Origin of the sequence: Corynebacterium otitidis ATCC 51513 (genome assembly GCF_000296405.1) — a bacterium.
GTDB lineage: Bacteria > Actinomycetota > Actinomycetes > Mycobacteriales > Mycobacteriaceae > Corynebacterium > Corynebacterium otitidis.
Genome location: NZ_JH815192.1, coordinates 603281 through 626976, shown reverse-complemented (window position 1 = coordinate 626976; position 23696 = coordinate 603281). Strand labels below are relative to the sequence as shown.

The window sequence follows — 23696 nt, the reverse complement described above, 5'->3', positions numbered from 1 at the left end:
ACGGTGAAACTGGTGAGCACCTGTGGGGTGTAGAACGACGCCGACCGGGCCCGATCGCGTCCCGAGGCGTGGAACACGAAATCACCCGGCTGGTAGCGCACCGGGATGCTTTCCACACCGGCACGCCCGTGGTCGATGCGGCGCACGACGACGGAGTCGTCCGGCAACTGGCCGGCGATATCTGAGGTGTCCTCGACCACCCAGCTGCCCTTGGTCCGGTCGCCGCCGGGGGCGACCTCAACTAACTGGCGGTCGGCGATGGTGCCGTGGAACGACATCAGCCCCTCATACACCTGGCCCAGCTGGGCGACCCCCAGGCTGGCATACGAGACGAAGCCGCGCTGCCGGCCCGGACGCTCCGGCGTCAACAGCAACAGCCGCAGCACGCTGATGAGGGTGTCGTTGTTCAACCCGAACTTGTCGATCAGGCTGGTGGCCTCATCGGAGAAGAGGTCGGCTTCGAGGCCGCGGAAGACTAATCCGGGGTCGCCGGCCGCATCATCCGGACTCCACGTGTCACCCTCACCCGGCTGGTCGGGGTTATGGCCCTGACTGATCAACCGGAAGATCACCTGCAGCGAGTCATATACGTGCCGTCCCAGGCTGGCCTGCAGTCCCGTCGGCGGCGACAGGATGAGTTCTTTTAAGCGTGCGGTGCCGTAGCCCGCCTCGTATTCCGGCACCCCGGCGGGCAGGATTTCGAGTTCGGGGGATTCTTCGGCGAAGAGGACGAACATGATGCGGTAGAGATACCGCAACGCCTGCCGGCCGATGAGCTCCCCATCGTCTGGGGTGAGGGTGATGCCTGCTTCGCGGTGCTGGGCGGCGACATCCTGGCCGATCAGCTCGACCGACTGGCGAATCGCCTCACGCAGATCGTCCGAGACCGCCGCTGCGGCCTTACGTGACTCGGCGAGGGTGGCTTCCAGCCACGAGTCCCGCTCCGGTAGGTGGGAGAGGTTCTCCCGGCAGGTGAGGCACACAGCGTGGGCCATCTCTCCGGCCTGGGTGATATCGGCGCGTTCCACGACGGCAGCGAGGTTGATCGCGAGGTATTTACCCAACGGCCAGCTGTCGCGCTCTGCCACCACCAGCCAGCCGCCCGCAGCCACGAGTATGAAGACTGGGGGTTCGTCGGCGAGGAAAACCTCGCTGAGAAGCTTGAAGACCGGCAAGCCCCCGCCCCGCGGCGCGGCGGTGGAATCCTCGATGGTGTTTCCCGCGTTGCCCACAAGATCGGCAGCATCCCCGGAGGTGAAGCTGTCGCGGTCCTTGTTGACGGTGCTGGTATCGGCGGAGTCGCTGTTTCCGGTGGCGTGGGGCGCGGGTCCGGCGATCCACGTGTCGTCGCGGGTCACCGGTTCTACGGGGCGGGCGGTGGTTTCCACTTCGGAGATATCCGCCACCGGCTCCGCCGCCAATGCGACGACACCGTCCGAGGTGGAGGCGGTCAGTTCGAGCTGGCCCTGCGCGGTCTCGAAGGTGACACGCTTCGGGGTGCGGTAGCCGAGAGCCTCGAGAATCAGCGGGGTGGCCTTGCTGGGCTGGTCGAGGAGGGTCTGCTGGATCGTCGCTCGGGCTGTCTTGAATCGGCCCCAGGAGGTGAGGATGCCGGGGGTTTTCTCGTCGTCGGCGAAGTCCCGAATCCGGTTGCGAACCCTCTTGGTGAGCGAGTCGCCTTTGGAGTCGGTGGAGGTGAAGTAGAAGTCGGGCAGCAGCTCGTCGACGTTGATGATCGAATCAAACCCAGCCACCGACAACCACGCCCCTCTGCTTGTTTCTGCCGTGCGTCCATCACCGGTGTCTTCACGCGTTACGCGCTCGCCGGAACGTTGCACTCATGCTACCGAGCGGCCGGACGGTCGCGGCCTGACTGTGCGGGCAGCTCGGCCTCGACGGGCGAGCTGTATGAGTCAGGCGGGCTAGCTAGGGAAAGCGTCGAAAAGCCCGAGGCCTGTCTGTGGAGAGGGGCACCGGGGCCGCGCCGAATACCTTGCCGCCCGGGGTTGGGCAGGCGAGGGGAGCCGCGGATGCTTTTGCTAGCCGTCCTGCGCGACGAGGAAGAGATAGGAGATGAGCATCCGCTTGGTCTCCTCGACGGTGTCGTCGAACTTGTCCTCGTCGCGGGGCAAGTTCTGCACCGCGAGGTTGAGCATGGAGATCCCCGCGTGGATGAGGAACCCGGCGAGCCGGCCGCGCTCCGTGTCCGACGCGCCCGGGGAGAGCGGCGCCACCGCGTGCGCGACGAGCGCGACGACGGGCATCTGGTTGGCCATCGTCGTCGTTCGGGTCGCCGGGGTGGACTGCACCGCGTGCCACACCGCGCGCCGGGAGGGGTCGGTGCGCCACAGGCGCGCCATCCGGTCGATGAGCTCCTCGACGACGCGCGGCCACTGCGCGGAGGGCGTCTCCTCGAGGAAGCCGCGCATCTCCTCGGTGACCGCGCTGCTGTCCGCCCGGTCGAGCTCGCAGATGAGCGCGTACTTGTTCGCGAAGAACTGATACAGCGTCCCGATCGGCACGTCCGCGCGGCGCGCCACCGCGTCGAACGTGAAGGACTCGATGCCGCTCTCTAACAGGACCTCCCGGGCGGCGGCGAGGATCCGGGCGAAGCGCTCGCGGCTGCGGCGCTGCACGGGGCGGCGCCGCGGCACGAGGATCGCGGTGCCGTCGGTGTTGTCGGTCGACTCCTCGGGCCGGTAGCCACCCAGCCACAGCCCCAGGTCGGAGGCGGGTCCTAAGGCGGGCTCGCGGGGGGAAGGATTCTTCGTCATGACGCCTGCCCAGCCTAGCCGGCCTGGCTTAGAGGGCCCCTAGGCCTTCAGGTCGCGCAGGAAGCGCGCGACGTGGCCGGTGGCCTTGACGTTGTACTTCGCCTCGCCGATGGTGCCGTCCGGCTCGACGAGGAAGGTCGAGCGGATCACGCCCTCGACGACCTTGCCGTAGTTCTTCTTCTCCCCGAACGCGCCGTAGGCCCGCAGGGTGTCCTTCTCCGGGTCGGAGAGCAGCGGGAAGGTGAGCTCGTGGTCGTCGCGGAACTTCGCGAGCTTGTCGACCGGGTCCGGAGAGATGCCCACGACGGCGATGTCCTGGTCGTTGAGCTCGGTGAGGCTGTCGCGGAAGTCGCAGGCCTCCGTCGTGCAGCCGGGGGTGTTGGCGCGGGGGTAGAAGTAGACGATGACGCGCCTGCCGGCGAAGTCGCCCAGGGAGACCTCCTCGCCGCGGTCGTCTAGCAGCGTGAACTCAGGCGCCTTGTCGCCGGGCTCGAGGCGGACGGTGCTCGTGTCTTCAGCCATGCCGCCACCATAGCCGCATTCGCCCCGGAGCCGCCCGGGGCGCGGAGCGCCGCATGTACACTGTCCGATAGATCGACCGCGCCGGAGCCACCGCCGGGCAGTGCGGCCGGGCCCGGGGGCGTTCGCCGGTGCCCGGGCGACGACAGCGGGCAGAGGCCGGCGCGGTGTAACGCGATTTTCGGCAGACATCGATGGAGGGCACGTGGCACGCAATATCGAGGACATCCAGCGAGATATCGAGCGCACCCGCAACCAGCTGGCGAGCACGCTGGATCGGCTCTCCGAGCGCACGAAGCCGCAGTCGCTCGCCAACGAGGGCAAGGAGCGCGTCCTCGAGTGGCTGCGCGACCCCCAGACCCAGAAGATCCTCCTCGGCGTCGGCGCCGCGGTCGCGGGCCTGGTGACGATCTCCGTGGTGCGCTCCCGCAAGAAGCGCAAGGACTTGAAGGACCTCCAGAAGGCGCTCGCGAAGCGCTACTAATTAAGCCCTCGCCGGCCGGGCGCCCGCCCGGCAGTCGGAGAGAGAAAGGCCCCGCCGCGCGGCCCCGTCGAGGGGCGCGGGCGGGGCCTTCGGCATTTCCTCGTGCTCCCCGCTAGAGGGTGGCGGAGTCCTCGACGATCGTCGCGCCGCGCCCGGCGAGCGCCTCGAGCTTCGCCTTCGCGCCGTCCTCGTCGATGGGGGCGCTCAAGTCCGAGAGCACCCGGACCGTAAAGCCCTGCTCGAGCGCGTCGCCGACGGTTGCGTTGACGCAGAAGTCGGTGGCGATGCCGCACACGTCGATATCGGTGACGCCGCGCTCGCGCAGCCAGTCGCCGAGCAGCGCGCCGTCCTCCTCCCCGTCGAGGCGGCCCTCGAAGCCGGAGTAGGCGGCGTCGTACATGCCCTTCTTGAAGCGCGCCTCGATCGGGGCGGTGGGAACTAGGGGGTGCAGCTGCGCGCCCGGCTCGCCGGCGGGGCAGTGCACCGGCCAGGAGTCCTGAAAATCCGGGTCGTCGGACCAGTGGCTGCCCGGGTCGATGTGCCAGTCCTGGGTGGCGACGACGTGGTCGTAGGAGCCGGCGTTGGCGCTAAGAAAGTCCTTGAGCTTCGCGGCGACGTCCGCGCCGCGGGGCGCGGCCATCGAGCCGCCGGGGCAGAAGTCGTTCTGCACGTCGACGATGACGAGCGTGGTCATGGCGCTATCTCGTCCTTTCGTTGGGGTTTCGTTTCGTCGTGCTCGCCATGCTAGCCCCGCGACCGGGTCCGGTTGGGGCGCCGCGGGCGGGGACCGGGGAGGGCGGGGTAGCCTGTGGGCGATATCGCCCGCGGCCCGGCCTGACGCGCCGGTGGCCGCGGGGCGAACCGTGCGGACGACCTGCGTGTGAGGAGCGGCGACATGTCGACGATCCAATCCCCGATCCCGGCCTACCTCGAGGACCTGCTCGAGCAGGTGCGGGACCACGACGCCGGGGAGCTGGCCGACTACATCCCCCAGCTCAAGGACGCCGAGCCCGACCGGCTCGCGCTCGCGCTGTGCACCGTCTCAGGAAGGGTGTACTCCGCGGGGGATAGCGACGTGGAGTTCTCCATCCAGTCGATCTCCAAGCCGTTCGTCTACGCGCTCGCGCTCCAGGAGCTGGGGCTGGAGGAGGTGCGCCACACCGTCGGGATGGAGCCCTCCGGGGAGGCGTTCAACGAGATGTCCTTAGAGAAGGACACCCACCGCCCGCTCAACCCCATGATCAACGTCGGCGCGATCGCCGTGAACCAGCTCATCAACGGCCCCGACTCGAGCGTCGAGGACCGCGTCGAGCGGATCCGTTCGATGTTCTCCGAGATGGCCGGCCGCGAGCTCAGCCTGGATCAGGACCTCGTCGACGCGGAGCTCAGCGGCGCGGACCGCAACCTCTCGCTCGCGCACATGCTCGCCAACTACGGCAAGATCACCGACGAGCCCCACGACGCGGTGTTGAGCTACATCCGCCAGTGCGCCATCGAGGTCACCGTCGACGACTTAGCGGTCATGGCCGCGACCTTAGGCAACGGCGGGATTCAGCCGGTGACCGGCAAACGCATCTTCGACACCGCGGTGTGCCGCCAGACCATGGCCGTGATGAGCGCCGCCGGCATGTACGACCAGGCCGGCCGCTGGCTCGCCGGGGTGGGCATCCCCGCGAAGTCCGGGGTCGCCGGCGGGCTCATCGGCGTGCTGCCCGGCCAGCTGGGCATCGCGACGTTCTCGCCCAGGCTCAACGATGCGGGCAACAGCGTGCGCGGCACCGCGCTGTTCCACAAGCTCTCCAACGACATGGGGCTGCACCTCATGAACCCCATCGCGCAGGGCACCCACGCGGTCCGCTCGATCGAGAGCCACGGCTCCACGACGTTCATCACCCTGCAGGGCACGATCAACTTCGCGGCCGCCGAGCGGATCATGCACGAGATCCAGCAGTACGGCTTCTCCGGCAGCACGATCTACGTCGACATCAACCGCGTCGTCGCCGTCGACCCCATCGCGCGGCGCATGCTCGCCTCCGCGATGAAGACCATGCGCGACGAGGACTTCAACATCGGCCTCTACGACCCCGACGAGCGGCTCAACGGCCTGGAGCTCTCCGACGGGACGGAGGCTCCCGTCGTCACCTCGGAGGACATCGACGAGGCCACCAGCTAGCCCGCGGTCCAACAGCCCCGGGGAGGGCGGCGCGCCGGCGCCCTTTCCCGGGGGCCTAACCATGACAAACGTCATGGCGCATCGACGGCATCCGGCCTACGTCTCGGGCCCCTGGCCGGCGAAGACTCAGGTCCATGAGATCTTCGACGCCAGGCGCCGCCCACTCGGTCCCCGCCATCTCCATCACCGGCGCCACCAGAACCTTCCCCGACGGCTCCGGCGGCCGCGTCCGCGCCGTCGATGGAGTCTCCCTCGAGGTCGCCCGCGGCGAGGTCGTCGCGCTCCTCGGCCCCAACGGGGCGGGGAAGTCCACCCTCATCGACCTCATCCTCGGGCTCGGTCGCCCCGAGTCCGGGACGGTCGCCGTCTGCGGCGAGGCGCCGCGCCTGGCCGCCCGGGGCGGGCGCCTCGGGGCGGTGCTGCAGACCGGCGGCCTGCTCGCCGACCTCACCGTCCGCGAGACCGTCGAGCTCATCGCCGCGCTCCACGAGAACCCCCTAAGCGTCGACGAGGCCATGCGCACCGCGGGCGTCGAAGGCTTCGCCAAGCGGAAGGTGGTGAAGTGCTCCGGCGGGCAGCGCCAGCGCCTGAAGTTCGCGCTCGCGCTGCTGCCCCGCCCGGACGTCCTCGTCCTCGACGAGCCCACCGCCGGCATGGACGTCACCGCCCGCGGCGAGTTCTGGGGGATCGTCGCCGGCATCGCGCGCTCCGGCACGGCCGTGCTCTTCGCGACGCACTACCTCGAGGAGGCCGAGCGCTACGCGTCGCGCACCGTGCTCCTCGCCGAGGGGCGCGTCATCGCCGACGGGCCCACCGCCAAGGTGCGCTCGGCGGTGGGCCTCGCCCACGTCACCGCGACGTGGCGCCCCACCGCCGAGGAGCTCGCCGCGCTGCCCGCGGGCACCAGCCACGAGGCCGACGGCGACGTCGTCGAGCTGCGCACCGACCGGCCCGACGAGCTCGCGCGCCACCTCCTCAACCACACGAGCGCCCGCAATCTTGGGATCCGGCAGGCCGGGCTCGAGGAGGCCTTCACCCACCTCACTGCCGCCGAGCGAAAGGACACGGACCGATGAACATCCTCACCTACCTGCGCCTCGACCTGTGGCGAAACTTGCGCAACTTCACCAACACGTTCTTCATCGCGGTGCTGCCGCTGTTCATCTTCCTCGCCGTCGAGGTGCCCTCGGACTTCTCGACGGTGCCGCTGCCCTCCGGCCACGGAAACACCAGCGCCTACGTCCTCCTAGGCATCAGCGTCTACGGAGCGGCGAACGCGATGACCTCGCTCGCCGGCGCGGCCGCCGTCGAGATCGAGAGCGGCTGGGGCCGGCAGCTCGCGCTCACCAGGCTGCCCGACGGCGGGTTCGTGCTCGTCAAGACGCTCGTTGCCGCGGCCGCCGCGATCCTGCCCATCGTCGTGCTCAACATCGCCGGGCTCGCCAGCTCCACCGAGATGACCCCCGGGCGCTGGGTGCTCACCGCGGGACTCAGCCTCGTCGGGGCGCTGCCCTTCGCGCTCTTCGGGCTCGCCGCCGGGCTCGCGTTCCGCTCGGACGCGGCCGTCGGGGCCGCCAGCGGCATCCTCGTCATCCTCGGGTTCGCCGGCAACGCCTTCATACCGCTCGGTGGGGCCCTGCTCGAGGCCGGGCGCTACACCCCGATGTACGGGGCGACGGCGCTCGCGCGCTACCCCGTCACCGACGGCGACGTCTTCGACCCCGGCGCCGTTTCCTACGCCCGGCACGAGGACCTCTGGTTCGTCCTCGCCAACCTCGCCGCGTGGACGATCGTCTTCGCCGCGGCCTGCGTGGTGCTGCGCCGCCGGCGCGCGACCCGCAGGTAGCCGCGGAGAGGGCCCGCCCCGTGGCAGAATTATTCACCGTGACCAGCGAGGCCAACCCGGGGCGGGCGAACGCCGCGATCCGCGCGCTCTACTCCGTCATCTGGGTCGTCTTCCTCCTCACCCCCCTCACCCTCGCCGCGACGAGCGACGCCCACCCCGGCTGGGTGGCGCTCGCCGTCGGCGCGACGATCGCCTTCGGCGCCGCCTACGTCGCCGGCATCCTCCGCGTCGACGCCGACGCCCCGAAGCCGGCCGAGCCCCGCGGGCTCGCCGCCGCCTGCCTCGCGCTCGCCGCGCTCGCGGCGGCGACCATCCCGGCGATAGGCCCGGGCGGGGCGCTGACCTTCACGCCGTACTTCTCCGCGCTCGTCGCGTTCGGCCTGCCCGCCAGGCGCGGCATCCCCGCCGCGATCGCGCTGTGGGCGCTGCCCGCGACCGGCTACGTCGCCGCCGGCGGGATCGTCTGGCACGCGCTCGGACCCGGCATCGGCGTCGTCTTCATCGTCGTCATCCGCCTCGCGGAGGCCGCCGAGTCCCGCGCCCGCGCCGTCGAGGAGCAAAAGCGCCTCGCCGAGGATAGGGAGCGCGTCGCCCGCGACGTCCACGACCTGCTCGGCCACTCGCTCACGGTCGTCTCCCTCAAGGCGCAGCTCGCCTCCCGCCTGGTGGAGGCGGACCCCCAGCGGGCCCGCGCCGAGCTCGACGAGATCTACTCGCTCAGCCGCGACGCGCTCCACGAGATCCGCGAGACCGTCACCCGGCTGCGCGAACCCACGCTCGAGAGCGAGGCCGCCGCCGCGCGCCGGGCGCTCGCTGCCGCCGGGATCGACGCGGACGTCGACGTCTCCCCGGGCGGCGGGGAGCGCGACGACCTGTTGGCCTGGGCGCTGCGAGAGGCCGTCACCAACGTCATCCGCCACTCCCGGGCCACCCGCTGCACCGTGAGCGCGGCGGGCGGGAGCCTCACCGTCGCCGACGACGGCGTCGGCATCGACGAGCGGTCGCGGCCCGGCTTCGGGATCGCGGGCCTCAAAGAGCGCGCCGCCGCCCACCGCGCCCGCTTGAGCGTCGCGGCCGCCTACCCCGACTATCCCGGGACCACGCCCGAGCAGCCCGGAACGAGAATCGAGGTCACCCCATGGACACCGTGAGGATCGTGCTCGCCGACGACCAGGACCTCGTGCGCGGCGGGCTGTCCGCCCTGCTCGCCCTCGAGCCCGACATCGACGTCGTGCGGCGCGAGAGCCCCGACGTCGCGCTCGTCGACATCGAGATGCCCGGCACCGACGGCATCGAGGCGATCGCGCGACTGAACGAGGAGCGCACGGCGTGCCGCTTCCTCGTCGTCACGACGTTCGGCCGGCCCGGCTACCTGCGCCGCGCGATGGAGGCCGGGGCCGCGGGCTTCTTAGTCAAGGACACCCCCGCCAACCGCCTGGCGGAGATGGTGCGCCGCGTCGCTCAGGGCTACCGGGTCGTCGACCCCGCGCTCGCGGCCGACTCGCTGGCCGCGGGCATCACCCCGCTCACTGGCCGCGAGCAGGAGGCGCTGCGCGTCGCGGCGCGCGGCGGGCCGATCCGGCAGATCGCCAAGGAGCTCCACCTCTCGGAGGGAACGGTGCGCAACCACCTCTCGGCCGCGATCGCGAAGACGCAGGCGCACAACCGCCACGACGCAGCGAGGATCGCCCGCGACCAGGGCTGGCTCTAGCGCGCCGTCGAGGGCGCCCGGTGCTAGGGTTCGCTAGACCATCGATCCCGCGGCCGGGGGATACGAAAAACCCCCGCCGAGAAACCCGGCGGGGGTGAAAAGTGCGCCATCAGGGAATCGAACCCCGAACCCACTGATTAAGAGTCAGTTGCTCTGCCAATTGAGCTAATGGCGCAGACTCCGTCGCGGCCGTTTCCGTGCCGCTCGGCGACGGATAGGTAGTCTACGGCTCGGCTACGGGGAAGTAAAATCCCCAGCTCGCGGCGGGTTCATGAGGGTTGTCGAGTGGCCGCGTGGCGTGGGCGGCGCGCCGCGGTTTGGGGATCCAGGCGGGACCGCGGGGTGGTAGGTTAAAGGGACCGATTGTGTGGCCGGCCGGCCTGTCCGGCCGGGGTGCTACATGTGATTGGGAAAATTCGGGGATGATCGCGCCGCCTTGGCACCTAGGTGGCGGATTTAGGGGGTTTCATCGTGCAGCGTCAGTCGCGTCGCAAGGCCGTGGTTAGCGCCGTAGCTGCGCTTGCACTCGTCAGCGGCACCGTCGTGGCGGTGGCGGCGACGAACCCGGATCTCGAGCAGATTCGCGCGGAGATCGCCGCGGGGTTGTCCGCCGACAAGGACAAGGCGCCGAAGGCCGCGGGCTACGAGGTCTCCGTCTCCGACGGGGAGACCGGGGTGAGCCCCGTCGAGCCGGTGACGGTCTCCCCGGAGGGCGGCCGTCTTCGTGACGTGACCCTCACCAACGAGGAGGGGCGCGAGGTCAAGGACGAGACCGCCGGGGACGGCACGTGGCGCACCGCCGAGCCGCTCGGCTACGGGCGCTCCTACTCCCTGAAGATCACCGACCAGGAGGGCGAGACCGAGAAGGTCTCGTTTACCACCGTCGCGCCGGACTACACCGCGGAGCCCACCATCGCGATCGCGGACGGCTCGGTCGTTGGCGGCGGCCAGGCGGTGCCGTTTAGCTTCGACGCGGTGCCGGGCGACCATCGCGCCGCGGAGAAGGCCTTAAGCGTCACGACGGATACGGGCGTGGAGGGCGCGTTCTACTGGATCAGCCCCACCGAGGTCCTGTGGCGCGCGAAAGAGCCGCTGCCTGCGGGCACGACCGTCACCGCGAAGGCCGACACCTACGGCAAGAACTTCGGCGGGGGGATCTACGGCGGCGACAACGTCGCCGCGACGTTCGAGGTCGGGGACTCGAACTACTCGGTCGTGGACGACGCCACGAAGACGATGACCGTCTACCAGAACGGCGAGGAGCTGCGCACGATCCCCATCTCGCTGGGCACGGACAACTCGTGGCGCTCGACGCCCAACGGCACCTACGTCGTGGGGGAGAAGCGCGAGTCCATGGTCATGGACTCCGAGACCTTCGGCCTGTCGCTTGACGACGGCGGCTACCGCACCCCGGTGAAGTGGGCGACCCAGCTGTCCTACTCCGGCATCTGGGTGCACGGCGCGCCCTGGGCGCAGTGGGCGCTGGGCAACACCAACCAGTCCCACGGCTGCATCAACATGACCGATGCGGACGCCCAGTGGTTCCAGAGCATCTCGAAGCGCGGCGACCTCGTCTACGTGAAGAACACGACCGCCGACCAGCTGCCCGGCTCCGACGGGCTCGGCTACTGGAATATCCCCTGGGAGCAGTGGAAGGCCGGCAACGCCGAGCAGTTCGACGCCTAAGCGCTCCCGCCTAGGCTGGGGTTGATGCTTCGCCTATCGATCCTGGATCGGGCCGTGCGCCGCGAGGACGAGTCCGATGCGGACGTCTTCGCGCGCGTCATCGAGCGCGCCCGCCGGGCCGAGCGCCTCGGCTACACGCGCTTCCACCTCGCCGAGCACCACGCCGTGCCGGGGATCTCCGGCTCGGTGCCCGCGCTGCTTGCCGCCGCCGTCGCGGGGCGCACCTCGACGATCCGGGTGGGGACCTCGGGCATCATGCTGCCCGCCCACCGGCCGATCGTCGCCGCCGAGTATGTCGCCACGCTCGCGGCGCTCTACCCGGGCCGCGTGGACGCCGGGATCGGCTCCTCCTTAGGTTTCACCGCCGCGGTGCGCGACGCGCTCGGCCAGGAGCGCTCCGACGCGCAGGCCTATCCCGAGCGCCTCGAGGAGTTCGTCTCCTTCCTCGCGGGCACCTCGTCGGTGACGCTTCGGCCTAAGGACCCCGCCGCCCTCGACGGCGGGGAGCCCACCCCGGTCTACTTGCTCTCCGCGTGGCGGAGCATGCAGCTCGCAGCGCGCCTCGGGCTCGGGGTCATCGCCGGCGGCCCGCAGCTCTTGCCCGACGGTAGGCGCGCCGAGCACGAGCAGCTCGCCGCCTACCGGCGGGACTTCCGTCCCGGGCCCCTGGGCGATCGGCCCCGCAGCCTCATCGCGCTGCCCGTCGCCGTCGCCGACACCGAGGAGGCCGCGCGTGATCTGCTTTTGCCCGAGGCGTGGTCGCAGGTCGCGGCCCGTTCGATCGGCAGCTTCGAGCCCACCCAGCCGCCCGGGAAACTCAAGGAGGGGGATCTCGCCCGGGCGACGGGCCAGCAGCGCGACCGCCTCGACCGGCAGCTGGGCATGGCCGTTGTCGGCACCCCCGATCAGGTGCGGGACCGGCTCGAGGAGATCGCCCGCTACTGCGGCGTCGACGAGATCATGGTCGCGAGCGGCTCGGCCGACGTCGCGGCCCAGGAGCGCTCCGACGAGCTGCTCGCCGAGGCGCTCCTCGACTAGGGGCCCTCGAGAATCTGCGCCCGGTTCGCGGGCGCTGGGGCGCCGCGGCGCCGCGGCGCCTGCCCGGGGGAGAGGCCGCGGAAAAGAAAGAACCCGGCACCGCGGCGTTATCGCCGCGGCCCCGGGCCGTCGGGGTGGACGACGGGGCTCGAACCCGCGACAGCCAGGATCACAACCTGGTGCTCTACCAACTGAACTACGTCCACCATCGCTGCCTGAAACAGCGAGAGATACCTTAACCCACCGCTCGATAGCGGGGCAAATACCCCGGTCGCGCGCGGCGCGCGCCTAGCCGAGGCGCTCGGCGAACGCGTCGATCGCGGCCTTCTGCGCCTCCTGGGCCTCCTCGGTGGTGGGCGGCTCGGGGAGGAACACCGCGCGGCGGTAGTAGTCGAGCTCCCTGATCGACTCGACGATATCGGCGAGCGCGCGGTGCGCGAGCCCCTTGGGCGGCTGCTTCTGGTAGGCGCGCGGGAACCAGCGGCGGGTGAGCTCCTTGATCGAGGAGACGTCCACCATGCGGTAGTGCAGCGCCTCGTCGAGCCGCGGCATCTGCTCGCGGATGAACGAGCGGTCCGTGGCGATGGAGTTGCCCGCCAGCGGCGCGGGATGCTTGGGGTCGCAGTGCTCCTCGATGAGCGCGAGCACCGCGTCCTCCGCCTCCTTAAGCGTCGTCGTCGAGGCCTTGATCTCCTCGGTGAGCCCGCTCGATGCGTGCATCTCGGTGACGGTGTCGTCCATCTCGGCGAGCTCCTCGTCGCTGGCGTGGACGACGAGGTCGACGCCCTCGCCGAGGATCTCGAGGTTCGCGTCCGTCACGACCGCGGCGACCTCGACGATCGTGTGCCGGTGCACGTCCAGCCCGGTCATCTCCAGGTCGATCCAGACCAGCCGGTTGTCCTTCGCGGGAATCTTCGCCATCGTCTCTTCGCGCCCAGCTTTCCGTCACGCTTCGTTCGCCAGTCAACAGGTGCCCCGCGGCGCCGGGAGAGGGTCCTTGGCGACGCGGGTCGTATCGCCATCCACTGTAGTGAGCGGGCCGCCGCGCCCGGCCGGCGGCTCGGTGCCTAGGCGGTGAGCCCGAAGGCCTCCGCGGCGAGCACCATGATCACCCCGAAGGCCCACGCGAGCGGGAAGGTGACCTTGATGTGCTTGCCCATGTTCGCTCCCGCCAGGCCGATGGCCAGCCACAGCGCGGGGGAGAAGGGGCTGACGAACGTGCCGACGATATTGCCGATGATGAGCACCGCGGCCGCACCCGTGCCCGACACCCCGAACTCGGCGACCGTCTCCTGGACGATGGGCAGGATCGAGAAGTAGTACGCGTCCGTCGAGGTGAGCAGGTCGAGCGGCACGCCGAGGACCCCGACGATGACGTGGAGGCCCGGTCCCCACGCCTCGGGGAGTACGGCCAGCAGCCCGAGCGCGATGTGCTCGAGCATGCCCGTCTCCTCGAGCACGCCGAGGAACATCGCGGCCGCGAGGATCACCCCGGCCATCGCGAGCGCCGCGGGCGCGTGGCGACGGATCGCCGCGGTCTGGTCCTTCGCGGCGGGGAAGTTGAGCGGCAGCGCGATCGCGGTGGCGACGAGGAACGCCGGCGCCGGCGGCACGACCCCGCCGAGCAGCACCGCGAGCAGCGCGACGACGAGTGCGACGTTGGCGATGGTCACCGCCCGCCCGCGCCGCAGCGTCACCTTGTTCCGCGCGTTGTCGTGCTCCCAGCGCTCGACCAGCTCCGCGGCGAGCCTGTCGGTGTCCACCGGGCCGGCGGCGATGAACTCCGGGCTGCGCCGCAGCCGCGCGATGCGGCGCGACTCGAGGACCCCCAGCAGCGCCGCGATGAGGAAGACCACGACGATGCTTGAGAGCTGTATCGGCACCAGGTGGTGCCACAGCTGCACGGGATCCTCGTCGACGACGGAGGCCGCGCGGCCGAGCGGGCCCGCCCAGGGCATCATGTTCATCACGCCCGCGCTCAAGGCGAGGATCGCGAGCAGCACGTAGCGGCTCATGTGCAGCGCCTTGTAGAGCGGCAGCAGCGTGGGGATGGTGATGAGGAACGTCGTCGCGCCCGCCCCGTCGAGGTGGGCGACGATCCCGATCGCCGCGGTGCCGAGCGCCGCGGCGAGCACCCGGCCCTTGGTCGCCCTGATGAGCGAGCCCACGACCGGCAGGAAGAAACCCGCGTCGGAGAGCATCCCGAAGAACACGATCGCGAAGACGAACATCACGACGACGTTCATCACCGACTCCAGCCCGGAGCCGAAGAACTCGCCGATCGCCGAGGGGCCGAAGCCGGCAATCAGCGCGCCCGCGACGGGCACGAGGGTCATCGCGACGACCGGGTGGGCCCGGTTAGAGAGCAGCAGGCCGACGGTGCCCAGGATGACGGCCAGCCCGATGATGCTGAGCGCAAGCGGGGAATCCATGGCCGGTGATGCTACGCGCACACAGGTTGGGAGGCGCGCCAACGCGTCCGGGCGCGGCCTTCGGGGCTAGCCGGCGCCACCCCCTTAGTGGGCGTGGCTGACGTGCGAGTGCCCGCCGTCCCCGGGCCGGCCGGTGACCGTGACCGCGGCGATCGCCGTGGTGATGGGCACCGCGAGGGTGAGCGCGATCGCGCCGACGATGGAGCGCAGCAGCTCGGTGGCCATGATGTCGCTAGAAAGCATCTCGCCGATCGGCTGGCCCGCGACGGTAAGCAGGAGCAACAGCGGCAGCGCCGCGCCCGTGTAGGTGAGCACGAGCGTGTAGATCATCGAGGCGATGTGGTCGCGCCCCACCCGAAGCGCCGCGAGGAACAGCCGCCCCGGGGAGGCCTTCGGGTCTGCCGCGGCGAGCTCGTTGACGGTCGAGGCCTGCGCCACCGTCGCGTCGTTGAGCGCGCCGAGCGCGCCGATGATGAAGCCGCACAGCAAAAGCCCCTCGACCGACACGTCGGGCAGGTAGAGCAGGATCTTTAAGTTGTCGTCGCTGCCCAAGCCCCGCAGGTTGGTCGTCTCGATCGCGAGCGAGGAGAGCACCGCCGCGAGCGCGAGCGCGATGAGCGTGCCGCCGAGCGCGGAGGCGGTCTTCCACGTCGCGCCGTGCACCAGCGCGAGCACGAGCAAAAGGATTGCCGAGGACGCGGTGATCGCGACCGGCAGGGCGCTCGCCCCGCGCAGCAGCGCGGGCAGGAGGAACACCGCCACCACGACGAGGGTGACGGCCAGCCCGATCAGGGCGCGCACCCCGCGCCACGCCGCGAGCGCCACGACCGCGATGACGATGAGCGCGCCCCACACGAGCAGCGCGGTGCCGCGCGGGTAGTCGGTGAATGCGTAGCGCAGCTCCCCGGCCTCGCCGTCGGTCTCGCTGAGGCGGATGTCGTCGCCCTCGTTGAGGTTCGCCTCGCCGGGTAGCCCGTTGTTGACGAGCAGCACGCGCTCGCCCTCGTTCTGCCCGGAGGTGAGCTCGACGACGATGTGGGTGCACTCCTCCTGGCCCGGGGCCGCAGGCTGCGGCTCGGAGCCCTCGGGGATCACCTGGCCCACGCCCGGGTCCTGGCAGCTGCCCGGCCCGGTCTCCTCGACGGTGCCGGTGACCTGCGGGCGGGAGAAGCTAAAAGCCGACTCGAACTCCGGGGCGACGCGCGGCTCCTCGTCGCCCGGCCACTGCACGACGAGCCCGACGACCGTCGCCGCCGCGGAGAGCGCCAGAAAAACGAGCAGCGCGATCCGAGAGATCCGCACCAGCCTCCCCGGTTCCCGCTGGCCGTCGGCCCCGGTCGCGGGGCGGGTTGCGCGTGCGTGTCGTCCCATGGTCTCGGTTCCTTCTCCGGTGCGCGGTCCTGGCCGAAGCGAAGCAATCGCTGCCGACATTGTTCCATGGCTCATCCGGCGGAGATAGCGAGCCGGCGCGGGAGCGCGGCGCTGTCGTCACTTTCGTCGCGGTGAGCGCCCTGCGTCATGGGTGAAAAGCGCGGTTGTTCAGGCACCAGCGACTCACACAGAGAGCGAATGAGTTCGGTTGTTTGCGTTTGTGCTGGCTAACTCCCTAGACGGGAAGTTGCGGTGGGGCTCTGCGGTATAGAGACCTGATCATTGCGGGTCGTTGCCCGTGACGAGGGTGTTTCGTTTTTGGCCGGGCACGCCGGTTGCGCAAGGCATAGCGTGATCGGCGGTGAGGCGGATTGCCAACGCCGGCGCCTTTGGGGATTCGGGGAGCGGCGGGACCCCGGCTCTTGGGGCGCCCCGGGAGCGATACGGCATTTTCCCGTAGCAGGGCCCCGGAACAGTTGGTGCCCCCAGCAGGATTCGAACCCGCGACACACCGGGTAGAAGCCGGTTGCTCTAATCCGCTGAGCTATAGGGGCCAGGCTTGGAGCGTCGGGCTTGGGCCCGTGCCGCGAAAAGCCATCGATAGCCTAGCGCAGCGCCGAACGGGCGGGCGAACGCCTCGGCCCCTATGAGGCGGCGCACACCCCCTGCTCGTGGCTTCCGACCGCGGGCCGGCGGGCCGTACGCTTGGCGCATGACTGTTGGGGCTGGGAGCGAGGCCGACCGCGACGCGCCCGGGGCGGGCGGCCCCGCGCCGGGGGAGCAGCGGCGCCGCCCGCGGGTGTCGTGGCCGCTGTACGTGTTCTTCGCGCTCGTGGCGGGCGCCGCGGCGGCGGGGGTGTCCTGGGGCTTTCTGTCCGACTCCCTGGAGATGCTGGGGATCTCCGACCCGGGGCGACTCACCACCGCCGGGCTGCCGTTTCTGCGCGGCGTGGGCTGGATCGTCGCCGCGCTGGGAACCGGCTCGTTCCTCGCCTCGGCGTTCTTCATCCGGCCGCGCCTGCCCGAGGGCAAGCCCGCAGCCCAGGGCATCCTCGAGGCGCCGCTGAACGTGGACGGCTACCTCGCGGCGCGCACCGGCTCGCTCGCGGCGCTGACCTACGGCTGCGTGGCGCTCGCCTCGATCCCGACGACGCTCTCGGACGTCTCGGGAGTGCCGCTGTCCGAGGCGGCGCGCCCGGAGGCGTGGCCGACGGCGATCTCCCAGGTCTCGGCGGCGCAGGCGTGGCTCGCGGTGGCGATCATCTCGTTTGTCGTCGGGATCCTCGGGCTCGCGTCGAAGAAGTGGACGAGCCAGCCGCTGCTCTTTATCGGCGGGTTGTTCATGGTCGTGCCGCTCGGCCTCGACGGGCACTCCGCGGCCGGCGGCAACCACGACTGGGGCCTGAGCTCGCTCTTGTGGCACGTCATCTTCCTCATGATCTGGGTGGGCGGCCTCATGGCGCTCGTGGCGCACTGCCGCAGGCTGGGGCCCGGCCTCGCGGTGGCGGTGCGGCGCTACTCGACGCTCGCGCTCGTCTCGATTATCGGGCTCGCGGCCTCCGGGGTGGTCAACGCCGCGCTGCGCGTGAGCTTCACCGACCTCTTCAGCACCGCCTACGGGCTCATCATCGTCACGAAGACCGTGGGCATCGTCGCGCTCGCGCTGCTCGGCTTCGCGCACCGCTCGATCACCATCCCGCAGCTCGAGCGGGAGCCCTCGAACCCAGCGCCGTTTCGCCGGCTCGCGATCGTCGAGGTGGCGCTCATGGCCTTGGTGGCGGGCATCGCCGTGACGATGGGGCGCACCCCGCCGCCGGCCCCGAACGACCCGAACATCTCCCCGATGGAGCTCACCTTGGGCTTCGAGCTCGAGCGGGAGCCGACGTTCTGGAACATCTGGACGATGTGGCGCCCCGAGCTCATCTTCGGCGTCGCCGGCGTCGCGTTCGCCGCGCTCTACGTCTACGGCGTGGTCAAGCTCAAGCGGCGCGGCGAGCCGTGGTCCGGCTGGCGCACCACGTCGTTCCTCATCGGTGCAATCACGCTCGCGGTGATGATGAGCAACGGGCTGGGCATGAACATGATGGCGCTGTTCTCCGTGCACATGCTCGTCCACATGGGCCTCGCCATGGTCGTGCCCGTCTTCCTCGTGCTCGGCGCGCCGTTTCGCCTCATCATGGCGGTCGTGCCGCCCGTCGAGGAGCGCCCCGAGGCCCACGGTGTGCCGGGGCTCTATGAGTGGACGAGCGCGCTGTGCTTCAACCGGCTCACCGGCTGGATCACCCACCCGGGCGTGAACACCGCCCAGTTCCTCGTGTTCTTCTACCTCGTCTACGTCACCCCGCTCTACGACCTGCTCGTGAGCGACCACGGCGGGCACGTCGGCATGAACTTCGTGTTCTTCCTCTCGGGCTACCTGTACTTCTGGGAGATGATCGGCGCCGACCCGCTCGAGCGGCGCCACAGCGTGCCCGTGCGTCTTCTGTGGCTCATGCTCTCCATGCCGTTCCACCTCTACTTCGGGGTGTACCTCATGCAGCTCGAGGACATCATCGCCGAGGACTTCTACTCGACCCTCAACCTTCCCTGGGACCCGGACCTGCTCCTCGACCAGCAGGTCGGCGGCGGCATCGCCTGGGCGACGGGCTCCTTCCCGCTGGTCGTCGTGTTCGGCGTGCTGTTCTGGGAGTGGTTCACCACCGAGCGCGACGAGGGCCGCCGGCAGGACAGGAAGGCCGACGAGTCCGACGTCGACGAGGACGTCGAGGCCTACAACGCGTGGCTGCAGAGCCTGGGCCGCGGGGAGGACCTGGACGGCTACTACACCGGCGAGATGCCCGGCCCCGCCGGCCGCGGGCGGGCCGACACCTAGGCCCTGCCGCGGGGGCGGATCGATCGTCGATCCGCGGCGCGGGCCATCGGGTAGCCTCTAGGTGTCGTTAATCTTCCTCAAGCGAAGGGACCACATGGGCGAGTTCATCTACACGATGAAGAACGTGCGCAAGGCGGTCGGGGAGAAGGTCATCCTCGACGACGTCACCATGGCGTTCTTCCCGGGCGCTAAGATCGGCATGGTCGGCCCCAACGGGGCCGGCAAGTCCTCGATCCTCAAGATCATGGCCGGCCTCGACCACCCCTCCAACGGCGAGGCGTTCCCCGATCCGGGCGCGACGGTGGGGATCCTGCGCCAGGAGCCCGAGCTCGACGAGGACAAGACCGTCCGGGAGAACGTCGAGCACGGGCTCGGCGAGCTCTTCGAGAAGAAGCGCCGCTTCGAGGAGATCGCCGAGGAGATGGCCACCAACTACTCCGACGAGCTCATGGAGGAGATGGGCAAGCTCCAGGAGGAGCTCGACGCGGCGGACGCGTGGGAGATCGACTCGCGCATCGGCCAGGCGATGGAGGCGCTGCGCTGCCCGCCGGGCGACTGGCCGGTCGATAAGCTCTCCGGCGGCGAGCGGCGCCGCGTCGCGCTCGCGCGGCTGCTGCTCTCCCAGCCGGATCTCCTGCTCCTCGACGAGCCGACCAACCACCTCGACGCGGAGAGCGTCCAGTGGCTGGAGAACCACCTGCGCGACTACCCGGGCGCGGTCGTGGCGGTCACCCACGACCGCTACTTCCTCGACCACGTCGCGGGCTGGATCTGCGAGGTCGACCGCGGGAAGCTCTACCCCTACGAGGGCAACTACTCGACCTACCTCGACACGAAGCAGAAGCGCCTCGAGGTGCAGGGCAAGAAGGACGCGAAGCTGCGCAAGCGCTTAAAGGACGAGCTGGAGTGGGTGCGCTCCGGCTCGAAGGCCCGGCAGGCGAAGAACAAGGCCCGCCTCGAGCGCTACGAGGAGATGGCCGCCGAGGCGGAGAAGCACCGGAAGCTCGACTTCGAGGAGATCCAGATCCCCACGCCGCCGCGGCTGGGCAGCAAGGTCGTCGAGGCTAAGAACCTCACCAAGGGCTTCGGCGACCGCGTGCTGATCAAGGACCTGTCGTTCACCTTGCCGCGCAACGGCATCGTCGGGGTCATCGGCCCCAACGGCGTGGGCAAGACCACGCTGTTCAAGACGATCGTCGGGCTCGAGGAGCCGGATTCCGGCTCCGTGGAGGTCGGCGGCAGCGTGCAGCTGAGCTACGTCGACCAGAATCGGGAGAACATCGACCCCGAGCAGTCGGTGTGGGAGGTCGTCTCCAACGGGGCGGACTACATCGAGGTCGGCCAGAACGAGATGCCGTCTCGGGCGTACCTGTCGGCCTTCGGGTTTAAGGGCCCGGACCAGCAGAAGCCCTCGAAGGTGCTCTCCGGCGGCGAGCGCAACCGCCTCAACCTCGCGCTCACGCTCAAGGAGGGCGGCAACCTCATCCTCCTCGACGAGCCGACCAACGACCTCGACGTCGAGACCCTCGGCTCGCTGGAGAACGCGCTGCGCGACTTCCCGGGCTGCGCGGTGGTCATCTCCCACGACCGCTGGTTCCTCGACCGCACGTGCACCCACATCCTCGCCTGGGAGGGCAATATCGAGGAGGGCTCGTGGTTCTGGTTCGAGGGCAACTTCGAGGACTACGAGAAGAACAAGGTCGAGCGCCTCGGCGCGGAGGCCGCGCGCCCGTCCGCGGGCACGCACCGCAAGCTCTCCCGCTAGGAACCGACCCCTCAAGCCCCGGGCCGTTTAATCGCCCCGGGGCGCGGCGCGCGGGCTTGCACGGACACACACTGACACGGCTTTTTTTAAAAGGAGGCTCTAGCGAGCATGGCACACGAGGACACCCCGATCCCGCAGGGCGAGGGCGAGCCCACCCACGTCAAGGACGGCGTGCACCACGCGAAGGTGCAGCTGCGCTGGAACGACTTCGACCGCTACGGGCACCTCAACAACGCCCAGTACCTCGAGCTCAGCCAGGAGGCGCGCACGAACTTCGCGGTTCGCGTGCTGGGGCGCGCGGACGGGAACTTCCCGCCGATGTTCGTCCGCCACGTGGAGCTCGACTACTTGGCCCCCGTCGAGCCGGACGACAACCAGTACATCATGGTGCGCACCTGGGTGAGCCGGATCGGCAACACGTCGTTCACGACGAAGCAGGAGATCGTCACCACCGACGGGACGGTCGCCTGCGAGGTCGAGACCGTGTTCGTCGTCGTCGACCTGGAGTCGGGCCGCCCGGTGCCGCTTCAGGACGACCACAAGGCGGCCCTCAACCTCATCAGCGCGGGCCAGGAGCTCTAAACCACGAAAAGCCCCCGGCCGCCGCGGCGGCGGGCGGGGGCCGAAGCGACGACGAGAAGGAGGTCGGTGGGACCCGTGGAGCCGGAGACCCTGCGACTCGAGGGCGGCGCGCCCGGGCTGCTCGCGCTGCTCGCCCGCGCCGAGGGCCTCGACGCGGGCGCGCTCGCCAGGCTGCGCGACCACGGCGACGGCACCGTCGACGTGTTCACCACCACCCCCTTCGAGGTGATCGCCTCCCGCCGGATTCGGGGCGCGGCGGGCCGCGACGGCGCGGTCGTGCGCGTGCGCGACGCCCGCGAGGCGCTCGCCGGCCGCGAGGACCACCCCGGTGAGGTGCTCGCTTTGGGCCCGGCGTGTGACCCGTCGTGGCCGGGCGCGCTGCCGCCCGCGGCGGGTTTTCGGCTCGTCGACACCGTGCCTGTCGCGGTGGTGCGCTCGCTTGCGGACGAGGGGCAGCGCTTAGCCCGCGAGTTTTCCGGGCCGTTGGGCCCGCCGGCGAGCCTCATGAACCAGGACGTGCTCACCGTCGAGTCGAAGGAGGGCACGGCGAAGATCCCCATGCGGATGATCTTCACGTGCACCTCGCTGGGGCTCATCCCCGGCTTCAAGGCCGGCATGGACGTGCCCCGCTACCTTCGGGTCTCCACGGTGGGGCGGTGGATCAGGATCGACGCGCCGTTCGGCACGGTCTACCACTCGACGGGGCTCTCCCTCGTCTAAAAACCCGCGCGGCCGGGCGGCCCGGGCTATGGCCTAGGACGGCCGCGCGCCGCGGCCTGAGGCTTAGCGGTCCGGGGTGTTGATGAGCATCGCGGCGACCTGGCGCATGTGGTTCCAGATCGCGGCCCGGTACTCCTCGGGCAGGGTCTCCTCGTCGATCTCGTCGAGGGAGGCGCCCATGAGGTCCAGCCAACGCTGCGCCGCGGCCCGGTCGACGGGGAAGGGCTGGTGGCGCATCCGCAGCCTGGGGTGGCCGCGGACCTCCGAGTAGGTTTTCGGCCCGCCCCAGTACTGCTCGAGAAACGCGGTGAGCCGCCAGCGCGCGCCCTCGAGGTCGTCCTCGGGATACATCGGCCCGAGGATGTCGTCGTCGGGCACGCGGCGGTAGAAGCCCCCGACGATCTTCTCGAAGGTCTCGTGCCCGCCGACCGCCTCGTAGAAGTTGTCCGCGGGCTGGGGGCCTGGGGTGGGGTTCGGCAACGGGGCGGGCGACATGGCCCCCAATCCTACCCGCGGGTGGGGCAGGCCCCGGCGGGGCCGGGTTCCTCGCGCGGCCCGGAGGGGCTGGTTACCATGGGCGGTCATGGTTAGTGGAGGAAGCCCGACCGCACTGCTCGCTCAAGATTCGCCGACGCTCGACCAGATCGCCAACGAGGCGGTGAGCTTCTGGGAGCGCCCCGAGGTCCAGGACTGGCTCGTGGAGCGTCCGGTGCGCATCGCGATCATCCTGCTCGTCGCGACCGTTTTGCAGTTGGTGCTGCGCCGCATCATCAACAAGTTCGCGCAGCACAACATGGCCAACACGAAGAAGAAGGTCCACGGCCGCCGGGCCCGCTCGGCGATCGCGCTGACCGACTCGAAGGAGAAGGCCGACGAGCTGCAGGCCACACGCCGCGCCGCGCGCGTGAAGACCCTCGCGTCGGTGGGGAAGTCGACGGTCGCGATCGTCGTGTGGACGCTCGCGACGCTCATGATCCTCGAGAACCTCGGGCTCAACATCAGCCCGATCCTCGCGTCCGCCGGCGTCGCCGGCATCGCGATCGGCTTCGGCGCGCAGGAGGTCGTTCGCGACTTCTTGAGCGGCGTGTTCATGCTCGTCGAGGACCAGTTCGGCGTGGGCGACACCATCGACGTCGGCGGCGACATCATCGGCGACGTGGAGGATATCTCGCTGCGCCTGACGACGCTGCGCGACATCGACGGGGTTGTCTGGTACGTCCGCAACGGCGAGATCTTGCGCGTGGGCAACCACACCGACGACTTCTCGATCACCCGCCTGCAGATCCCGGTGAGCCTCAACAACGACCCGGACCGGGCGCGCGACGTCATCCTCGACGCCATCAAGCGCGGCATGCAGGACGAGCCCATCAAGGACATCGTGCTCGGCGAGCCGAACATGCAGGGCGTCTCCATCTTCGAGACCGACCACATCTCGTACCGCATCTCGATCAAGACGCTGCCCGGCAGCCACTGGGACGTGGAGCGCTACCTCCACATCCGGATCCTCAAGGCCCTCAACGAGGCAGGCATCACTACGCCGTACCCGAACGGCATCGGCGTGCAGCGCCCGGCGGTGCTCGACGAGCCCGACGAGGCGCAGTCGACCGGCGCGCACGCCGCGGAGGACAACGACTAGCGCCTCCCGCCGCTCCGCGGCCTCGCCGGCCTAGGGGCGGACAGCGCGCGGCCCCGGGGACGCTTCGGGGCCTTGCAGACACCGGCG

General features: G+C 70.2%; 20 protein-coding genes, 3 tRNA genes and 1 pseudogene. 13 read left to right on the top strand and 11 right to left on the bottom strand.

Translation table 11 applies throughout. From position 1 onward, the window contains the following. The 3 genes and pseudogenes from HMPREF9719_RS09705 to bcp all read right to left on the bottom strand — a co-directional run. Positions 1-1838, bottom strand: a pseudogene (locus HMPREF9719_RS09705) (hypothetical protein); the annotation flags it as partial. A gap of 201 nt (positions 1839-2039) precedes the next feature. Then, the gene (locus HMPREF9719_RS02745; protein WP_004600441.1) at positions 2040-2774 is read right to left on the bottom strand and encodes a TetR/AcrR family transcriptional regulator; all 735 of its coding nucleotides are present in this window, start codon (positions 2772-2774) and stop codon (positions 2040-2042) included. Between the two features lie 39 nt (positions 2775-2813). Then, positions 2814-3296 carry a thioredoxin-dependent thiol peroxidase gene (bcp, locus tag HMPREF9719_RS02740; protein ID WP_004600440.1) on the bottom strand — a complete coding sequence of 161 codons (483 nt, stop codon included), beginning with the start codon at positions 3294-3296 and terminating at the stop codon, positions 2814-2816. A 202-nt stretch (positions 3297-3498) separates the two neighbouring features. Between bcp and HMPREF9719_RS02735 the strand changes: the two genes are divergently transcribed. After that, positions 3499-3777 carry a DUF3618 domain-containing protein gene (locus HMPREF9719_RS02735; protein ID WP_004600439.1) on the top strand — a complete coding sequence of 93 codons (279 nt, stop codon included), beginning with the start codon at positions 3499-3501 and terminating at the stop codon, positions 3775-3777. Positions 3778-3889: 112 nt separating this feature from the next. On the opposite strand, the gene HMPREF9719_RS02730 is transcribed toward HMPREF9719_RS02735, so the two are convergent. Beyond that, positions 3890-4471 (bottom strand): isochorismatase family protein, encoded by a 582-nt coding sequence (locus tag HMPREF9719_RS02730; protein ID WP_004600438.1) that lies wholly within the window; start codon positions 4469-4471, stop codon positions 3890-3892. A 201-nt stretch (positions 4472-4672) separates the two neighbouring features. Between HMPREF9719_RS02730 and HMPREF9719_RS02725 the strand changes: the two genes are divergently transcribed. The 5 genes from HMPREF9719_RS02725 (at position 4673) to HMPREF9719_RS02705 (ending at position 9507) form a co-directional block, all read left to right on the top strand. Further along, positions 4673-5950 (top strand): glutaminase, encoded by a 1278-nt coding sequence (locus HMPREF9719_RS02725; RefSeq protein ID WP_004600437.1) that lies wholly within the window; start codon positions 4673-4675, stop codon positions 5948-5950. Between the two features lie 134 nt (positions 5951-6084). After that, positions 6085-7026: an ABC transporter ATP-binding protein gene (locus tag HMPREF9719_RS02720; RefSeq protein ID WP_004600436.1), complete on the top strand. Its 942-nt coding sequence runs from the start codon at positions 6085-6087 to the stop codon at positions 7024-7026. Further along, positions 7023-7796, top strand: coding sequence for a hypothetical protein (locus HMPREF9719_RS02715; RefSeq protein WP_004600435.1), 774 nt, complete (start codon positions 7023-7025; stop codon positions 7794-7796). Before HMPREF9719_RS02720 ends, HMPREF9719_RS02715 begins: the two co-directional genes overlap by 4 nt. A 20-nt stretch (positions 7797-7816) precedes the next feature. Then, positions 7817-8947 (top strand): sensor histidine kinase, encoded by a 1131-nt coding sequence (locus tag HMPREF9719_RS02710; protein WP_004600434.1) that lies wholly within the window; start codon positions 7817-7819, stop codon positions 8945-8947. Continuing rightward, on the top strand, positions 8935-9507 hold the full coding sequence (locus HMPREF9719_RS02705; protein WP_004600433.1) for a response regulator transcription factor: 573 nt from the start codon (positions 8935-8937) through the stop codon (positions 9505-9507). The genes HMPREF9719_RS02710 and HMPREF9719_RS02705 overlap by 13 nt, the downstream gene beginning before the upstream one ends. A gap of 102 nt (positions 9508-9609) precedes the next feature. Here HMPREF9719_RS02705 and HMPREF9719_RS02700 read toward each other — a convergent pair. Further along, positions 9610-9682: transfer RNA gene (locus HMPREF9719_RS02700), tRNA-Lys, on the bottom strand. A gap of 296 nt (positions 9683-9978) precedes the next feature. Here HMPREF9719_RS02700 and HMPREF9719_RS02695 point away from each other — a divergent pair. Further along, a complete protein-coding gene (locus HMPREF9719_RS02695) occupies positions 9979-11193 on the top strand; it encodes a L,D-transpeptidase (protein WP_004600432.1) in 1215 nt (404 codons plus the stop codon). 24 nt (positions 11194-11217) lie between these two features. Further along, complete coding sequence (locus HMPREF9719_RS02690; protein ID WP_004600431.1) at positions 11218-12231, top strand: MsnO8 family LLM class oxidoreductase; 1014 nt, start codon at positions 11218-11220, stop codon at positions 12229-12231. 133 nt (positions 12232-12364) lie between these two features. On the opposite strand, the gene HMPREF9719_RS02685 is transcribed toward HMPREF9719_RS02690, so the two are convergent. The 5 genes from HMPREF9719_RS02685 to HMPREF9719_RS02665 all read right to left on the bottom strand — a co-directional run bounded on the left by HMPREF9719_RS02685 (position 12365) and on the right by HMPREF9719_RS02665 (position 16588). Then, a tRNA-His gene (locus tag HMPREF9719_RS02685) sits at positions 12365-12437 on the bottom strand. Positions 12438-12519: 82 nt separating this feature from the next. After that, positions 12520-13152 carry an oligoribonuclease gene (gene orn, locus HMPREF9719_RS02680; protein ID WP_004600430.1) on the bottom strand — a complete coding sequence of 211 codons (633 nt, stop codon included), beginning with the start codon at positions 13150-13152 and terminating at the stop codon, positions 12520-12522. Between the two features lie 146 nt (positions 13153-13298). After that, positions 13299-14663 carry a CitMHS family transporter gene (locus tag HMPREF9719_RS02675; protein ID WP_004600429.1) on the bottom strand — a complete coding sequence of 455 codons (1365 nt, stop codon included), beginning with the start codon at positions 14661-14663 and terminating at the stop codon, positions 13299-13301. 84 nt (positions 14664-14747) lie between these two features. Then, entirely contained in the window at positions 14748-16034 is a 1287-nt protein-coding gene (locus tag HMPREF9719_RS02670) for a YibE/F family protein (protein WP_004600428.1), read from the bottom strand. 477 nt (positions 16035-16511) lie between these two features. Continuing rightward, positions 16512-16588 (bottom strand) — tRNA-Arg (locus HMPREF9719_RS02665). A gap of 158 nt (positions 16589-16746) precedes the next feature. Between HMPREF9719_RS02665 and HMPREF9719_RS02660 the strand changes: the two genes are divergently transcribed. The 4 genes from HMPREF9719_RS02660 (at position 16747) to HMPREF9719_RS02645 (ending at position 21973) form a co-directional block, all read left to right on the top strand. Beyond that, positions 16747-18906, top strand: coding sequence for a cytochrome c oxidase assembly protein (locus HMPREF9719_RS02660; RefSeq protein WP_004600427.1), 2160 nt, complete (start codon positions 16747-16749; stop codon positions 18904-18906). Positions 18907-19000: 94 nt separating this feature from the next. After that, positions 19001-20671 carry an energy-dependent translational throttle protein EttA gene (gene ettA / locus HMPREF9719_RS02655; protein ID WP_004600426.1) on the top strand — a complete coding sequence of 557 codons (1671 nt, stop codon included), beginning with the start codon at positions 19001-19003 and terminating at the stop codon, positions 20669-20671. 108 nt (positions 20672-20779) lie between these two features. Further along, entirely contained in the window at positions 20780-21253 is a 474-nt protein-coding gene (locus HMPREF9719_RS02650; RefSeq protein WP_004600425.1) for an acyl-CoA thioesterase, read from the top strand. Positions 21254-21328: 75 nt separating this feature from the next. Beyond that, the gene (locus HMPREF9719_RS02645) at positions 21329-21973 is read left to right on the top strand and encodes a hypothetical protein (RefSeq protein WP_038082697.1); all 645 of its coding nucleotides are present in this window, start codon (positions 21329-21331) and stop codon (positions 21971-21973) included. Positions 21974-22036: 63 nt separating this feature from the next. Here HMPREF9719_RS02645 and HMPREF9719_RS02640 read toward each other — a convergent pair whose 3' ends face one another. Beyond that, the gene (locus tag HMPREF9719_RS02640; protein ID WP_004600423.1) at positions 22037-22468 is read right to left on the bottom strand and encodes a globin; all 432 of its coding nucleotides are present in this window, start codon (positions 22466-22468) and stop codon (positions 22037-22039) included. 88 nt (positions 22469-22556) lie between these two features. Here HMPREF9719_RS02640 and HMPREF9719_RS02635 point away from each other — a divergent pair, with 88 nt between their 5' ends. Next, positions 22557-23609, top strand: a complete 1053-nt coding sequence (locus HMPREF9719_RS02635) for a mechanosensitive ion channel family protein (RefSeq protein ID WP_004600422.1) — start codon at positions 22557-22559, stop codon at positions 23607-23609. The last annotated feature ends 87 nt before the right edge of the window (positions 23610-23696 follow it).

Coding starts and splice junctions, on each gene's coding strand:
- HMPREF9719_RS02675 (WP_004600429.1), bottom strand. CDS start 14,663: ATGGATTCCCCGCTTGCGCTCAGCATCATCGGGCTGGCCGTCATCCTG.
- HMPREF9719_RS02670 (WP_004600428.1), bottom strand. CDS start 16,034: ATGGGACGACACGCACGCGCAACCCGCCCCGCGACCGGGGCCGACGGC.
- HMPREF9719_RS02660 (WP_004600427.1), top strand. CDS start 16,747: ATGACTGTTGGGGCTGGGAGCGAGGCCGACCGCGACGCGCCCGGGGCG.
- HMPREF9719_RS02640 (WP_004600423.1), bottom strand. CDS start 22,468: ATGTCGCCCGCCCCGTTGCCGAACCCCACCCCAGGCCCCCAGCCCGCG.
- HMPREF9719_RS02720 (WP_004600436.1), top strand. CDS start 6,085: ATGAGATCTTCGACGCCAGGCGCCGCCCACTCGGTCCCCGCCATCTCC.
- bcp (WP_004600440.1), bottom strand. CDS start 3,296: ATGGCTGAAGACACGAGCACCGTCCGCCTCGAGCCCGGCGACAAGGCG.
- HMPREF9719_RS02730 (WP_004600438.1), bottom strand. CDS start 4,471: ATGACCACGCTCGTCATCGTCGACGTGCAGAACGACTTCTGCCCCGGC.
- HMPREF9719_RS02690 (WP_004600431.1), top strand. CDS start 11,218: ATGCTTCGCCTATCGATCCTGGATCGGGCCGTGCGCCGCGAGGACGAG.
- HMPREF9719_RS02745 (WP_004600441.1), bottom strand. CDS start 2,774: ATGACGAAGAATCCTTCCCCCCGCGAGCCCGCCTTAGGACCCGCCTCC.
- HMPREF9719_RS02715 (WP_004600435.1), top strand. CDS start 7,023: ATGAACATCCTCACCTACCTGCGCCTCGACCTGTGGCGAAACTTGCGC.
- HMPREF9719_RS02635 (WP_004600422.1), top strand. CDS start 22,557: ATGGTTAGTGGAGGAAGCCCGACCGCACTGCTCGCTCAAGATTCGCCG.
- HMPREF9719_RS02725 (WP_004600437.1), top strand. CDS start 4,673: ATGTCGACGATCCAATCCCCGATCCCGGCCTACCTCGAGGACCTGCTC.
- HMPREF9719_RS02650 (WP_004600425.1), top strand. CDS start 20,780: ATGGCACACGAGGACACCCCGATCCCGCAGGGCGAGGGCGAGCCCACC.
- HMPREF9719_RS02705 (WP_004600433.1), top strand. CDS start 8,935: ATGGACACCGTGAGGATCGTGCTCGCCGACGACCAGGACCTCGTGCGC.
- orn (WP_004600430.1), bottom strand. CDS start 13,152: ATGGCGAAGATTCCCGCGAAGGACAACCGGCTGGTCTGGATCGACCTG.
- ettA (WP_004600426.1), top strand. CDS start 19,001: ATGGGCGAGTTCATCTACACGATGAAGAACGTGCGCAAGGCGGTCGGG.